The sequence below is a fragment of the Streptomyces sp. NPDC104581 genome, assembly GCF_055583685.1.
Genome location: NZ_JBVJNN010000006.1, coordinates 89,736 through 104,574, shown reverse-complemented (window position 1 = coordinate 104,574; position 14,839 = coordinate 89,736). Strand labels below are relative to the sequence as shown.

Genomic DNA, 14,839 nt, shown 5'->3' with positions numbered 1-14,839 from the left:
CGCCCCGGCCCAGAGCGGCCCGGGAATCGGGTGGCGCCGTACGGGACCCCCGGTGCTGCGTTTCGAGGGCCGGCCGCGGGCCTCCGGGGCGACTTCCGGGACTTGCCTCCGAAGCAATCATTTCGCTGATCGCGCCCCCGTGCCCCGGCCGGCTTCGGCATGCGCGGAGCCGACGGGCGCACTGCCCGCCGCCGCCCGCTCCGTGCGCGCGTTCTCGACGCGCTGGAGTACGCCCCCGACCGGCTGGTGATCGTCCCGGACGGCTGGGACAACGCGCCTGCGGGGCCGGCGGGCGAGGCCCTGCGCGCTCTCGGGGGCGGGCTGTCGCTCTACTAGAGGGTTCGACGGCTCGCGGGAGACGACGGCCGCTGTCGGCAGGGAGGTCACGGCGGCCCTGACGGGCGCGGGTCTGCCGGTGGAGTGGGGACGGTTGGCCGGGGTCCGCGATCGACGTGCCGGACCCGGACTGGCGCAAGCGGCTCGGCTGACGGACATCCTCCGACGTCAGCCCCGTGAACGGGCCATGGAACGGCCGGAGGACACCGCCGTGCGTACCGACCGGTGAGAGAGCACTCCTGCCGCGCCCGCGTTTCTGCTTCAATGAGGTCATGGCCAGCCTTCAGCACGACGCGTCGGGTCGCATCGACCTTGAGCCGTTCTGGCCGTCCCGGCAGCATCACGACTTCGACCGGGTGTGTTGCCGCGCGAGGAACGCGCCGGCCCTCTAAAGCCTCTTCCCGGGCCTTCGGCCGTCGCGGATGACGTACGTCCCGTCCTGTCGACTCGACGACATCCTTCGCGCGAAAGAGCTGACCCCTCATGGCGAACTCCCGCCCTTTCTCCACCGTCACCGCGGCCACCGCCGCGGTATCCCCCGCCTCGGGCCGTCACCGGCTCCGAGCCGTCGACCGTGACGAGGTCGTGCCACCCGGCGCGGCCGTCACGGCAGGTGCGGCCGACCGGCTCGTGGACTTCCTGCCGCCCGGCTCCACCTGGCTGCCCGCTCCGGCGCACACCCTGCCGACGCTGCCCGGCCGGCCGCCGATGATCGGCTATCTCGTGCTCGTACCGGCCGATCAGCACCCGGTGGCCACCACCTCGCCCGTGCCGGGGCCCGCACCGGCTCCCGGCACGGGCGGGGGGCCGGTGCGGATCGACCCCGCCGAGCGGACCGTCGAGGTGGACGGCCGGCCGCTGGATCTGACGTACCTCGAATTCGAGCTGCTCGCCCATCTCGTGGCGCACCCCCACCGGGTGCACACCCGCGACCAGTTGGTGACCACCGTCTGGGGTTACGGACACGTGGGCGACGGCCGGACCGTGGATGTGCACGTGGCGAGGCTGCGCCGGAAGCTGGGTGTCGAGCACCGCCACACGATCCGTACGATCCGCCGCGTCGGCTACAAGTACGCGCCGTAGGAGCACGTGGGCACCGGGCCCCCGGCGCCCCCGGCGGGTGTGCGGCCCCCGCCGGGCGGACCGGCGGGGGCCGCACACGTGTGCGCCGCGGGCTAGACCGCCGAACCGGCCCGCGCGGCCCGCGCCCGTGCCACCGCGCCGAGGGCCACGTCCAGGACCAGGAACGCCACCAGCGTGATGCCGAGCAGCGGAACGAACCAGCCGGCCAGGGCGGCCGCCGCGATCAGCGGCAGCAGCACGGAGAGCGGGACCTTCCGCCACGCCCCGCGTGCCATCGGCTTGCCCACACCCAGCGTGCGGTCCTGGGTGGGCCTGCGCTGCCACCACATGCGATAGCCCCAGACGATGATGAGGATCAGCGAGAGGGCGAGTGCGGCGAGGAGCAGCTGGTTGACGACGCCGAACGTGAGGCCCATGTGGGCGTCGATGCCGATACGGGTGAGCTGTGCGAGCAACGGGTAGTCGGCGAAGCGCAGTTCGTCGATGATCAGTCCGGTGCCGGGGTCGACCGAGACGGAGTCCAGCCGCAGCGGGAACTGGTTGTCGCGCTGGGCGACGACGTAAGCGGTGCCCTCGGCGGGCGGCTTCACGGTCACCGGGCCGTCGAGTCCGGCCTGGCGCGCGGCGGTCAGGGCGTTGTCGAAGCCGATGTCCATGCCCTCGTGGTCACCGCCGGTCCCGCTGTCGCCGCCGTGCCCCTCGTGGCCCTCGTGCCCGTCGGCACCCCCAGCCGCGCCGTCGCCGCTGTCCAGTTCGGCGGAGACGACGGGGGTGGCTCCGCCGAGCTGGTCCTGGACCGCGCCGATGTTCTCGCCCGCGTACGTCGACCAGGTCAGGCCGGTCGCGGAGAGCGCCAGGAATCCCGCCGCGGCCCACATTCCGAGCGCGCCGTGCCTGCTGAGCGTCCTGCGGCGTCCGGTGGCGCCGCGTTCGGGCCGCAGCAGGGCCCGCTTCGAGGTTCTCCGGCGGCCGATCCAGAGCAGCAGCCCGCCGAGCGCCACGACCCACAGCCAACTGGCCGCCGTCTCGCTGTAGATACGGCCCGGCTCGCCGAGGTGCAGATGGCGGTGGAGTTCGGAGAGCCAGGTACGCAGCGGGAGGGCCCCCGAACTGCCGTAGCTGTCCAGCTCGCCGCGTATCTGGGCGGTGTGCGGGTCGACGAACACGGCCAGCGACTTGCTCTCCCCGCTGTCGGGCATCGTCATCAGGACGCGGGTGGACTCCTCGGCCTCGGAGGAGGGCCAGACGGCGGTGACCTTGCCGTCGGGGTGCGCGGCGCGCGCCGCCTCGACCTGCTGGGAGAGCATGGCCGTCCGGTCGCTGTCCGGGGAGCGCAGCTCCTGCCGGTAGACGATCTTCTCCGCCTGGTAGGAGAGCGAGTAGAGCAGGCCGCTGACGGCGGCGATCAGCAGGAGCGGGGCGATGAGCAGGCCGGCGTAGAAGTGCAGCCGCAGGACGAGCGGGCGCACGGCGCCCCAGGTGGTCGCGGGTGCGGCGGCCTTCCCGTCGTTCGCCTTCTTGCCGTTCGGCGTCCTGCCGTTCGCGTTCTTGCCGTTCGGCGTCCCGCCGTTCGGCTTCCGGGTGCCCGCTCTCTTGTCGTTCGGCTTCTCGGTGGCGGCGCGCGGGGAGCCGGCGCCCTGTACGGGGTCGTCAATGGCCATGACTGTCCTAGGAGTTGGCGTGACACGGGGAATCGACCCCCGGGTCCCGCCCAGGTCAGACCATGGCGGAGGCGGCCCCGGAGGCCGTCGTTCGGATCGGGAGCGCTCGGAGCGCGGGTGGTCCGCGCCGGGACACCGCGTGGGCCAGGACGGTGCCGCGCCGCCGGTGCGGCGCGCGGGTGCGGAGCCGGGGCCGTACGGGCGGCGGTACGGCGAGCGGCCGGGGCGCGGCGAGCAGCAGCCCCAGCGGGGTGAAGGCGAAGGCGGCGACGGTGCCGGCGAGCCGGAAGAACGCGGCCTCGCCGCGGGCCAGCCACAGTGCGCAGCCCGCGCCCGCGAGCAGGTGGGCGGCGAGCATGCCTGCCGAGGTGTCGCCCGCGGCGGCCAGGACGTCGGCCAGTCCGCCCCGCCCCGCGCTCCGCCCCATCTCCGCACCGGGGCCCATGCCCGTACCGGCGCCCATGCCCGCCGTGGGGTGGCCGTGGGCACGCGCCGGCATCGGGCCGTGCGTTCCCGCGGCGGAGAACGTCATGTGCAGCGCGCCCTGTGCGGTGAGCACGGCGGGTGCGATGAATCCGATGCCCCGGCGCCGGCCGCCCGCGAGCCACGACAGACAGGTGAGCACGGCGAAGGCCGCCGTGAGCACACCGAGCGGAATCTCGTGACCGGACCCGGCAGATACGGACGAATGCCCCACCGCCGCCAGTGTCACGCACACCGCCGCGAGGATCGCGGCCCGCAAGGCGCGCATCGGCGACCGGGCATCTGTCATGGTGCGCTCATGCTGCCATCCCCGTGACGCGTGCGGCAGATGGTGCTAACGCCGTTGACCTGCTATGCCCGCAGCAGAAGGGATCCGGTAATCGGACAGCCCCGTGGCAGGGTTCCCCCATGAGACTTCTGATACTGGGTGGTACGGAATTCGTGGGACGAGCCGTGGCCGGGGCCGCGCTCGCCCGCGGCTGGCCGGTGACCGTCTTCCACCGAGGGCACCACGAGCCGCCGGCGGGCGTCGGTGTCCTGCGCGGAGACCGCACCGCCCCGGACGGCCTCGCGGCCCTGACCGGCACGGCGGGCGGCGCGGCTCCCGAGTGGGACGTGGTCGTCGACACCTGGTCGGGCGCCCCGTCGGCGGTGCTCGACACGGCCCGGCTGCTGGCCGGCCGGGTGGGGCGCTACGCGTACGTGTCCAGCCGTTCCGTCTACGCGTACCCGACCCCGGCCGGGCTCACGGAGGACGGCCCGCTGGTGGAGGGCGCCGACGCAGGCGCCGGTCAGCGTGACTACGCGCGGGACAAGCGGGGCGGCGAGCTGGCCGCCGAGGCGGCCTTCGGCGACCGTGCGCTCCTGGTGCGCGCGGGGCTGATCCTCGGCCCCTGGGAGAACGTGGGGCGGCTGCCGTGGTGGCTGGGGCGGATCGCGCGCGGCGGACCGGTGCTGGCGCCCGGACCGCGTGACAACCCGTTGCAGTACATCGACGTGCGGGACCTGGCCGAGTGGACGCTCGACGCCGCGGCGCGCGGTCTCGGGGGCGCGTACAACCTGGTGAGCCCGCCCGGTCACACCACGATGGGCGGGCTGCTGGAGGCGTGTGTCGAGGCGACGGGGTCGGACGCCGAGCTGCGCTGGACGGATCCGGACACGATCCTCGCCGCCGGGGTCGAGCCGTGGACGGACCTGCCGGTCTGGCTGCCGCGCGGTGAGGCGCACGACATGATGCACCGCGGCGATGTCTCCAAGGCGCTGGCGGCGGGACTGCGGTGCCGGCCGGCCCGGGAGACCGTCCTCGACACCTGGGCCTGGCTCCGGTCGGTCGGCGGCACGGCACCGCAGCGTCCGGACCGCCCGGTGCTCGGGCTCGCGCCGGAGGTGGAGGCGGCTCTGCTGGGCCGGTGAGTGGTGCTGGCTACACCATCGATCGGGGGCCGAACCAGCTCCCGCCGTACGTATCCCGCCCGGCAGACTGATGCCCGTGCCCGCGGGCCGGGCGAGGGCCGGGGGCCGACGGGGCACGGGCGACGAGGAGAGGAACGGCGATGAACAGGACGAAGAAGGTGGCCGCGGAGGCGGCGGTGACCGCGGGGCGGGGGCTGGTGCTCGGGGTCACCGCGGTCGCGGGCTCGGTCACGCTGTTCGTCCTGTCGGTGCTCTCCGTCGTCTTCGTCGTCCTCGGTATCGGTGTCTTCACCACCCCGCACGTCCTGCGGGCGGTACGGGCGCACGCCAACCGGCGGCGGCTGCTCGCGGCGACCTGGTCGGACGTCAGGATCCCGGTCCCCTACCGGCCGATGCCCGCCGATCTGCGCACCGGTGTCACCGGCCAGGTGGAGCGGACCTCGCTCATGCTGAAGGACCCGGCGACCTGGCGGGACCTGGCGTGGCTGCTGGTGGACATGACGGCGGGCGCGATCACCGCCTTCGTCTCCCTGGGGCTGTTCGTCTACCCGGTGGAGGGTCTCGTGCTGGCGGCGGGGCTGTGGCGGGTCTTCGAGGAGGGCGGCTCGTACTGGTACGGATTCGTCCCCGTCCACAGTCAGTTCACGGGCGTGCTCGCCGCCCTGCTGGGCGCGGCGATCGCCGCGGTGGGCGTGCGGTACGCCAAGGACGTGCAGCGCGGTCACTTCCTGCTGGCCAGATCGCTGCTCGCGCCGGGCCAGGACCAGGAGCTGGAGCGGCGCGTCGCGCGTCTCACCGAGACCCGGCACGACGCCGTGGACACCTCGGCCGCCGAACTGCGCCGGATCGAGCGCGATCTGCACGACGGTGCGCAGGCCCGCCTGGTCGCCATGGGCATGGACCTCGGGACGATCGAGGCGCTCGTCGAGAAGGACCCGGCCAAGGCCAAGGAGCTGATCGCCCACGCCCGCAGGTCCTCGGCCGAGGCACTGACCGAACTGCGTGACCTGGTCAGGGGCATCCACCCGCCGGTGCTGGCGGAACGCGGACTGGGCGACGCGGTGCGGGCGCTGGCCCTGCGGCTGCCGGTGGGGACCGACGTACAGGTGGATCTGCCGGGCCGCGCCGAGGCCCCGGTGGAGTCGGCCGCGTACTTCGCGGTGAGCGAGATCCTCACCAACGCGATCAAGCACGCGAACGCGGACCGGGTCTGGATCGACATGACGTACGCGGAGTCGATGCTGCGGATCAGCGTCGGCGACAACGGAGTCGGCGGCGCGAGGGTCGGTGCCGGTACGGGGCTGAGCGGACTGGAGCGCCGACTCGGTACATTCGACGGCATCCTGGCCGTCAGCAGCCCCGCCGGCGGCCCCACCATGGTCACCGTGGAGATCCCTTGCGAGTTGTCCTAGCCGAAGATCTCTTCCTGCTCCGTGACGGCCTGGTCCGGATGCTGGAGGCGTACGACTTCGAGGTGCTGGCCGCCGTGGAGACCGGGCCGGAACTGACGAAGGCGTTCGCGGAGCTGGAGCCGGACGTCGCCGTCGTCGATGTGCGGCTCCCGCCGTCGCACACCGACGAGGGGCTCCAGTGCGCGCTCGCCGCCCGCAGGGAACGGCCCGGACTGCCCGTCCTCGTCCTGTCGCAGCACGTGGAGCAGTTGTACGCACGCGAGTTGCTGGCCGACGGCAACGGCGGCATCGGCTACCTGCTCAAGGACCGGGTCTTCGACGCCGACCAGTTCATCGACGCGGTGCGGCGGGTCGCGGGCGGCGGTACGGCGATGGACCCCCAGGTCATCCAGCAACTGCTGTCGCGCCGCGCCCAGGACGCGCCGATCGGCCGGCTGACGCCGCGTGAGCGCGAGGTGATGGAGCTGATGGCACAGGGGCGGTCGAACGCGGCGATCGCCGCCCAACTCGTGGTCACTGAGCGGGCGGTGTCGAAGCACACGTCGAACATCTTCGGGAAGCTGGGACTGCCGGTGTCGGACGACGACAATCGGCGGGTACTCGCGGTGATCGCCTATCTGGACCGGGGGCAGCAGCGGTGACGGACGGGGCGTGCCCGCGCCCGAGTTGCCCAAGGGGCCGCCGTGCGCGGTGTGTTGAGGAGGATCCGCCCGGTTTGTTGCTGGAGATTTCTATGAATTCCCGCGGCGGCTGAACAGGCCGCGAATGACGTCCGTATGGAACGGAGCGCTTCCTCCCCCCGCCGGAGATCCCCCTGAACCGGCACCGAAGCTTGAGGAGTTCCATGGGACGCACGTCAAGAAAACGCTCGACAGTGGCGAACCGGGCCATCGCGGCCTCGGCGGCCTTGATTCTGGGCGGGGGTGGGCTGGTAGCGGTAAATGTCTACGCATCCGCGGGAGAAGGCGGCTCCGGCCGGGATCAGCGCATCCAGAATGCCGGGCGCCAGATGTCCACCATCGACTGTCCCGAGGTCGTCAATGAGCTCACCAAGGTGCCGAGGCGGGCCCGTGCTCAGGTCGACCGGGAACTGGCCAGGATGGATTCGCAGATCACCGCCGCCTACAAACGGTTCGCCGACAACAAGACGCGGTTGGAGAGAGATCCGAAACTGACCGAGCGGAAGATCCTGAAACCGCTGAAGCAGAAGAGGCTCGCCAGCATCGAACGCATCCGTTCCGCGCTCAAGCGCGCGGGGCACTGGCAGAAGAACCTGGACTCGCTGGCCCCCTGCACCATGCGGCCCGACGACAGCACCAACGAGGGTGATCCGGGCGGCGGCCAGAACGGCGGGCAGAACGCCGGCCAGGACGGTGGCCAGGGCCAGAACGCGGGCCAGGACGGCGGGCAGGGCGGCGACAACGGAGGCAACGGGGGCCAGCCCCCCGGCAACGGCCCCGACGCCTCCGACTTCGTCGACATCGAGTCCATCGAGCCCAACATCCAGCAGCCCCAGGAGCAGGAGCAGGCTTCGACCGGCACCTTCACCACCGAGTGCGGGCGCAACGAGAACGGCCTCTTCAACTCGGACAACGTCATCGCCGCGCCCGGTGTGAGCAACGGCGCCCACCACAAGCACGACTACGTGGGCAACCAGGCCAACAACGCCTTCGCGAGCGACGACGACCTCGCGGGCGGTGAGACGACCTGCAACGAGCAGGGCGACAAGTCCACCTACTACTGGCCGGTGATCCGCCTCCAGAACGGTCAGAACGAGGACGACGCGAACGAGGACGGTGGCGGCAAGGACGGCAATGTCGGCGAGATCCAGACACCGTCCGAGGTCACGCTGCAATTCGTCGGGAACCCCACGACGAAGGTCACGGCCATGCCGCGATTCCTGCGGATCATCACCGGTGACGCCAAGGCGTTCGTCAACGGCGACGCCAACGCGAATGCCTCCTGGAGCTGCACCGGATTCGAGGACCGCCAGCTGAAGGACAAATACCCGATCTGCCCCGCGGGCAGCCAGGTGGTGCGTTCCTTCGCCTTCCAGAGCTGCTGGGACGGCCAGAACACCGACAGCGCGAATCACCGCACCCATGTGGCGTTCGCCGACGAGAACGGTCAGTGCCAGGAGGGATTCCAGGCCATTCCGCAGCTGAAGCAGCGGATCGTCTACGACCTCCCGCCGGGCCCCGGATTCGCGGTGGACTCGTTCCCCGAGCAGTTGCACAAGCCCATCACCGACCACGGTGACTTCATCAATGTCTTCGACGACGACGTGATGACGAAGATGGTCGACTGCATCAACACCGGCAAGGAATGCAACTAGCGATATGAGCTGAACCGCCGGCGCCGGACGGGGTCTCCCCCGTCCGCCGCTCGCGTGTGTCAGCCCTGCCCGTGGTGACCCGAGTGCCCTTCCCCGCCCTCGCCCTCGCCCTCGTTCTCACCGCTGCCGCCGCTCCCCGAATGGTGCTCGGGGGCCGTCTCGACCGTCCCGCCCAGCCGGCCGCGCAGCGTCTCGACGGTCTTCGCGTCGCCGCTGGCGACCCACTTCCTGCCGACGAGATACGAACCGCCGTAGTCGTTGGCCTCGTTGATCCACTCGCGCAGACCGCGGTCGGTCGCGAAGGTGGTGAGGATGTATCTGCCGTCCGAGGTCCGGCAGTTCGCCTGACGCAGCTCCTCCGCGTCGGTCTGCACGTTCGGATCACAGTCGGCCCGCTCGGCCAGTTGTTCGAGGCTCCCGGTCGCCGTCTTCGGCGTCCCGGGGGCCTCGTCGTTCGCGCCGCAGCCGCTCGACAGGGTCAGGGCCAGCACCGCCAGTGCCAGGGCGGGTGGGGGGAGTCCCGCACTCCGGGTGGACGACGCCGTTCTCACCACACGCCCCAGTCGGGGTCGCTCAGTACGCATTCGGCCATCGTGCCCTCTCGACAAGCCCCCGCGCGGGTGAACGAGGCATCACATCGTTGCCCACCCCCTGCCCCGTCATTAACGTGCGCTCCGCATGCACCTGTTGTCACACCCGCCGCAGAGGACCGCTGATGACCGAGCTGCCGAGCCCCACCCCTCCCGTCCCCGCGTCCGCGCCCGCCGCCCCCTCCAGACGCGTCCTGCTGGCGGGCGCCGGTGCGATCGGCGTCGGCACCGCACTGACCTCGCGCTCCGTCGCCGCGGCCCGCCCCGCCGCGCCGCCGTCCGCCCCGGCGCCCGCACCCGCGCCCTCCCCCGCGTCCGAGGGCACGGCGGCGGCATCCGCGACCGCCGCCGCGCGGGCCGCCGTGGAGCGGCTGCTGCCCACCCACGCCGCCCAGTTCCGATTCCGCGTGACCCCCGGCCCCGAGCGGTTCCGGGTCACCGGGTCCGCCGGCCGGATCGAGGTGTCGGGCACCGACGCCGGAGTCCTGCTCACCGGGGTGCACTGGTATCTGAAATACGTGTGCGGCGCCCACATCAGCTGGTCGGGCAGCCAACTCGACCTGCCCGCCACACTGCCCGCGCCCGGCGCCCCGCTGGAGCGCTCCGCGACCGTGCGGCACCGGTTCGCCTTCAACGACACGCACGACGGCTACACCGCCCCGTACGCCGACTGGCCGCGCTGGGAGCGGCTGCTGGACGTCCTCGCCCTGCACGGCTGCAACGAGGTACTGGTCACCACCGGCCAGGAGGCCGTCTACCACCGGCTGCTGACCGGCTTCGGCTACTCCGACACCGAGGCCCGCACGTGGCTGCCCGCGCCCTCGCACCAGCCGTGGTGGCTGTTGCAGAACATGAGCGAGTACGGCGGCCCGCTCTCCCCCGAGCTGATCGACGCCCGCGCCGTGCTCGGCCGCCGGATCACCGACCGGATGCGCGAACTGGGCATGTCCCCGGTGCTGCCCGGCTACTTCGGCACCGTCCCGGACGGGTTCGCCGCCCGTAACCCCGGCGCGCGGACCGTGCCGCAGGGCAGTTGGAACGGACTGCCGCGCCCCGACTGGCTCGACCCGCGCACCTCCGTCTTCGCCGACGTCGCCGCCGCGTTCTACCGGCACCAGGCCGACCTCTTCGGCGAGGTGGACCACTTCAAGATGGACCTGCTGCACGAGGGCGGCAACGCCGGGGACGTCCCCGTGCCCGACGCCGCCCGCGCGGTCGAGACCGCACTGCGCACGGCGCGCCCCGGCGCGACCTGGGTGATCCTCGGCTGGCAGACCAACCCCGTGCCCGCCCTGCTCGACGCCATCGACACCGACCGCGTGCTGATCGTCGACGGCCTGTCCGACCTGGACTCGGTGACGGACCGCGAGCGGGACTGGGGCGGCGCGCCGTACGCCTTCGGCACCATCCCCAACTTCGGCGGCCGGACGACCCTGGGCGCCAACTCCGACCGCTGGACGGAGCGGTTCACCGCCTGGCGCGACAAGCCGGGCAGCGCGCTGGCCGGCACGGCGTACATGCCGGAGGCCGCCGAGCGCGACCCGGCCGCCTTCGAGCTGTTCAGCGAGCTGGCGTGGCGTCAGGACGCGGTGGACCGGGAGAGCTGGTTCCGCTCGTACGCCGATCTGCGCTACGGCGGCGAGGACAGTGCCGCGCGGGACGCCTTCGGGGTGCTGGCGGCGACCGCGTACCGGCTCACGACGGCGGACGGCCGCCCCGTCGACTCGCTGTTCTCCCGCCGGCCCTCCCTCACCTCCTCCGCCGGGACCGCCTACGACACGGCCGAGTTCGACAAGGCCTTCGGCTCGCTGCTGGACGTACGGCAGGAGCTGCGCGGCTCGGACGCGTACCGGCACGACGTGACCGAGCTGGCGAGACAGGCGCTCGCCAACCGTTCCCGGCTGCTGCTGCCGCAGTTGCGCGGCGCCTTCCAAGGAGGCGACGTCGCCACGTTCCGCGCGCTGGCCGCGCTGTGGCTGAAGCTGATGCGGCTGAGCGACACGGTGGCGGGCTGCCACCGGTCCTTCCTGCTCGGACCGTGGCTGGAGGACGCCAAACGGCTCGCGACCAGCCCGGAGGAGGCAGTGACGCTGGAGTGGACGGCGCGCACACTGATCACCACCTGGGCCGGCAGATCGGCCGCCGGTCATCTGAGCAACTACGCCAACCGCGACTGGCAGGGCCTGCTCGCCGATGTCCATCTGCCGCAGTGGCGGGAGTTCCTGGACGAGCTGGCCGACGCGCTGGCCGCCGGACGCGAACCGAGGACGTTCGACTGGTACGTGGGCGAGGAGGCGTGGACGCGGGCGCGCGGCGGCTATCCGGTGCGGGCGACCGGTGACGCGTACCGGACGGCGCTGCGCGTACGGGACACCCTGGCCACCGCCCCGTACCAGGGCACCGTCACCGTCACGGCCGACCCGCTCACCTTCACACCGGGCAGCGAGGGGACGGTCAGGGCCGACTTCCGCCACGTCAACGGGCTGCGCGGCACCGGCCCCGTGGACTTCGCGCTGACCGGCCTCGACGCCCGGCCGGACGGCCCCACACGGCTGCCCGCCGTCGCCCCGGCGGGATCCGGGTCCGTCTCCTGGTCGGTGACGGCGCCCGGCGATCCCCTGACGGTGCCGCTGCGCCCGCTGCCGTACGCGCTGGCGCTGGAGTACGGGCCGCGCGGCGAGGAGCGCGTGCGGAGCGTCCAGCGGGGCGCGGTGTACGTCGCGGGGCCGCTGGCGGCAGGCTGGCGCACCTACAGCAACAACGGTGCGGTCTTCGGGCAGTCCGGCGACCGCTTCGGGATCAACGGCGGAGGCCAGGACCTGTGGCGGGCGACCACGCAGTTCGGCTCGGCCTTCCGGGAAGGGGTGTTCAGGGACGGCGCGAACGTGACGGTGCGGGTGGACTCGCAGGAGAACACGGGGCCCTGGGCCCGCGCGGGCATCATCGTCCGGGACCGCCTGGCGACCCCGGGCTCGCCGGGCATCGTCAACCTCGCGGTGACACCGTCCAACGGTGTGGTGCTCTCCTACGACACGACCGGCGACGGCACGCTGGACACCTATCAGCGCCTCACGGGCGTCACCGCTCCGGTCCTCCTGCGGCTGACCCGCGCGGGCAGCGGATTGACCGGCTCGTGCTCGGCGGACGACGGCGCGACATGGCGAACGGTCGCCACGATCCCGGCCACCGGCGCGGCGCCCGTCCAGGACGCGGGCCTGTTCATGACCGCGACGAACGGAAGCAGCGGCCTGCGCGGCACGGCCGAGTTCAGCGGGTGGGGGGTCACGGGCCAGGTCGTGTCTTCCAAGTAGCGCCGTCCGCCCGCAGGGCGGGGCCTACGGCGGCTGGTGCGGTGCACCGCGAGGCGACGGACCCGCCTCGTACCGGGCCTACCCGTCCGGCTAACGACAACGCGGAGAGCTGCCGCGCCAGGCGCCGCGGGCCGCCGGGCGGGACTTCGAAGACACGACCTGGGGCAAACGCCCCTGGGGGCACGGTGGTTGGGTGACCATCCGGGGCGTGGATCGTTCTGCTGGGCGTGCCCCCACACGACACCGTCACGGCCGTCCCCGCCGTCCCCGGTCCCGCCGTCGCCGTGCCCATCGAAGTCGAGCAGGCCGAGGCCGCCCTCGTCGAGCACTATCAGCGGCTGGCGCGGCTCGCCTACCTCGTGCTGCCCCCGGCCCTCGGGCGCAACCGCCGGGTGCTGACCGCGCACGCCCTCGTCCAGCGCGCCCTGCCGCGCGGGCGCACGGCCGCGACCACCGACAGCGGATACGTCCATGTCCGGGGCCGGGTGCTGCGGCAGGCTCTCGACGCGGGGCGCACGCCGCGCCGCGCGGCGTGGCCCCGGCGCGCCCAGCTGCCGCCGCTGCTGCCGCACGTGTGGGGCCTGCGGCTGTTCCCGCGTTCGGGCGGCGCCGACGAACTCGCCCTCGACCGGCGCCTGTCGGCCCTCTCCTGCGGCGCCAGGGCCGCCTTCGTACTGAGGGGGCTGGAGGGGCTGTCCGACACGGAGGTGCGCCGGCTGCTCTCCGCCGCGGGGGTCGACGACCCGCACGCGGCGCTCGTGGAGGCCGACGGCATCGGTACGGAGGGCGTGGCGCTGCTGGAGTCCCCCGAGTACGACCCCTGTTCGCTCCAGGCCCGCCCCACCGATCTGCTGCGCCGGCGCCAGCACGCGCGCGCCGCGGTCGCGGGCGTCGCCGCCGTCGCCGTCTGCGGCGCGCTGTTCGCCCTGCCCGGCGGCGGCTGGGGCGCGAACGGCGCCGCGGCCCCCTCGTACGCGCGCAACCCGGCGGCGGAGGCGGCCCTCGACCCGGCGAAGGTGCGGCGAGTCCCGGCGAACGCGTGGCGGGCGTCGGCCCGTACCGACTTCTCCGTGTGGCCCACGCGCGGCGCGCTGGCCGTCGACCGGCCGCTGCTGCGCCGCGCGCTGGCGGTCTGGGCGAGACCCGGCGCCTCGGTGCGGGTCTCGTCGACGCCCGCGACACCGGTGGGACCACCGATGGGACCGGCGCAGTTGCTGTACGCGGGCGAGGTGGACCGGGCGCGGGTGGTGCTGCTGTACGACGGACTGCGGATCGCCCGGTACGCGGAACCCCGCACCGGCACGGGCCCGGTGGCGCTGGACTTCGCCCGGGTCGACGGGGCGGCGGCCGACACCGCGCCGGGCGCGGCCCCGGCCACGTACGCGCTGGTCGCCGGCCGTACGGACGGCAACGTGCGCTATCTGACGGCGCCCTGGGTGACGGCGACGTCCGTGCGCGATCTGCTCCGCCCGGCCGGTGACGCGACCGTTCTGCGGCGCGGCGCCGACGGTGTGACGGACCCGCTGCCGGCGCCGGACGCGGCACGGGAGTGCGGGACGTGGGACGTGCTGGAGGTGGCGGAGGCGGGCACGGGCGGCGGCGCGGGCGCCGTACGGCTGCTGACCGATCTCGGCGAACTCGTGCCCGCCCGGCTGACGTCGGGCCCGCCGTCGGCGCCCGCCGATGTGTCGGGCGGGGCCGCGCGGGCGGCGTGGGCGCGTACGGCCTGTCTGCTGCCCGCGGTGCGTTCGCACGGGGTGCGGACGGTCAACTCGTGGCAGTACGCGAGTCAGTCCCTGCCCGAGTCCAACGGCGGCGCGCGGTGGGTCTGCACCCGCGCCGACACCTGGCGCGGTACGGACAGCAGGGTGCTGGCGCAGTTCCAGGCGCCGTCGGCGAAGGCCGGGGTTCCGCAGCCGGGCGCGATCGCGGCGCGGGCCGAGGACTCGGCGGCGTGCGGCGCGCGGGAGCCGCATGTGCTGGCGGGTGTGCTGTGGAAGTCGCGCGGCGGGCAGTGGTACGTACTGGCGGCGGGCGGCGGCGAGTTCCGCTCCGTCCGTACGACGGGCGGCGTCACGGGCGAGGCGCGGGGGCGGCTCCTCGCGGTTCCGGCGAAGCCCGGCGACCGGGCGGAGCTCGACGGCAGGCTGGCCGACGGCAGGCGGGTGGGTGCCCTGCGGTGACCCGGGCGCGGCCGGCCGGGACGGTGCGGCGG

The 14,839-nt window shown here is 73.4% G+C and carries 11 protein-coding genes; 8 read left to right on the top strand and 3 right to left on the bottom strand.

Annotation, left to right across the window (positions count from 1 at the left end; genetic code table 11):
- Nucleotides 1-159: 159 nt before the first annotated feature.
- Both ACZ61E_RS07635 and ACZ61E_RS07630 read left to right on the top strand, forming a co-directional pair.
- On the top strand, nucleotides 160-336 hold the full coding sequence (locus ACZ61E_RS07635) for a hypothetical protein (RefSeq protein WP_469698632.1): 177 nt from the start codon (nucleotides 160-162) through the stop codon (nucleotides 334-336).
- Between the two features lie 483 nt (nucleotides 337-819).
- Nucleotides 820-1,419 carry a winged helix-turn-helix domain-containing protein gene (locus ACZ61E_RS07630; protein WP_469698446.1) on the top strand — a complete coding sequence of 200 codons (600 nt, stop codon included), beginning with the start codon at nucleotides 820-822 and terminating at the stop codon, nucleotides 1,417-1,419.
- Between the two features lie 92 nt (nucleotides 1,420-1,511).
- Here ACZ61E_RS07630 and ACZ61E_RS07625 read toward each other — a convergent pair whose 3' ends face one another.
- Both ACZ61E_RS07625 and ACZ61E_RS07620 read right to left on the bottom strand, forming a co-directional pair.
- A complete protein-coding gene (locus tag ACZ61E_RS07625; RefSeq protein ID WP_469698445.1) occupies nucleotides 1,512-3,080 on the bottom strand; it encodes a PepSY-associated TM helix domain-containing protein in 1,569 nt (522 codons plus the stop codon).
- A gap of 55 nt (nucleotides 3,081-3,135) precedes the next feature.
- On the bottom strand, nucleotides 3,136-3,852 hold the full coding sequence (locus ACZ61E_RS07620) for a hypothetical protein (RefSeq protein WP_469698444.1): 717 nt from the start codon (nucleotides 3,850-3,852) through the stop codon (nucleotides 3,136-3,138).
- A gap of 119 nt (nucleotides 3,853-3,971) precedes the next feature.
- Between ACZ61E_RS07620 and ACZ61E_RS07615 the strand changes: the two genes are divergently transcribed.
- From ACZ61E_RS07615 to ACZ61E_RS07600, 4 genes are all read left to right on the top strand, one after another.
- Nucleotides 3,972-4,976 carry an NAD-dependent epimerase/dehydratase family protein gene (locus ACZ61E_RS07615; protein ID WP_469698442.1) on the top strand — a complete coding sequence of 335 codons (1,005 nt, stop codon included), beginning with the start codon at nucleotides 3,972-3,974 and terminating at the stop codon, nucleotides 4,974-4,976.
- Between the two features lie 140 nt (nucleotides 4,977-5,116).
- Complete coding sequence (locus ACZ61E_RS07610; protein WP_469698440.1) at nucleotides 5,117-6,388, top strand: sensor histidine kinase; 1,272 nt, start codon at nucleotides 5,117-5,119, stop codon at nucleotides 6,386-6,388.
- Nucleotides 6,373-7,029 carry a LuxR C-terminal-related transcriptional regulator gene (locus ACZ61E_RS07605; protein WP_469698439.1) on the top strand — a complete coding sequence of 219 codons (657 nt, stop codon included), beginning with the start codon at nucleotides 6,373-6,375 and terminating at the stop codon, nucleotides 7,027-7,029. The genes ACZ61E_RS07610 and ACZ61E_RS07605 overlap by 16 nt, the downstream gene beginning before the upstream one ends.
- A gap of 203 nt (nucleotides 7,030-7,232) precedes the next feature.
- The gene (locus ACZ61E_RS07600) at nucleotides 7,233-8,723 is read left to right on the top strand and encodes a DUF1996 domain-containing protein (RefSeq protein ID WP_469698437.1); all 1,491 of its coding nucleotides are present in this window, start codon (nucleotides 7,233-7,235) and stop codon (nucleotides 8,721-8,723) included.
- A gap of 59 nt (nucleotides 8,724-8,782) precedes the next feature.
- Here ACZ61E_RS07600 and ACZ61E_RS07595 read toward each other — a convergent pair whose 3' ends face one another.
- Complete coding sequence (locus ACZ61E_RS07595) at nucleotides 8,783-9,307, bottom strand: hypothetical protein (RefSeq protein ID WP_469698436.1); 525 nt, start codon at nucleotides 9,305-9,307, stop codon at nucleotides 8,783-8,785.
- 131 nt (nucleotides 9,308-9,438) lie between these two features.
- Here ACZ61E_RS07595 and ACZ61E_RS07590 point away from each other — a divergent pair, with 131 nt between their 5' ends.
- A complete protein-coding gene (locus ACZ61E_RS07590) occupies nucleotides 9,439-12,624 on the top strand; it encodes an alpha-N-acetylglucosaminidase (protein WP_469698434.1) in 3,186 nt (1,061 codons plus the stop codon).
- Nucleotides 12,625-12,842: 218 nt separating this feature from the next.
- On the top strand, nucleotides 12,843-14,807 hold the full coding sequence (locus ACZ61E_RS07585) for a hypothetical protein (protein ID WP_469698620.1): 1,965 nt from the start codon (nucleotides 12,843-12,845) through the stop codon (nucleotides 14,805-14,807).
- The last annotated feature ends 32 nt before the right edge of the window (nucleotides 14,808-14,839 follow it).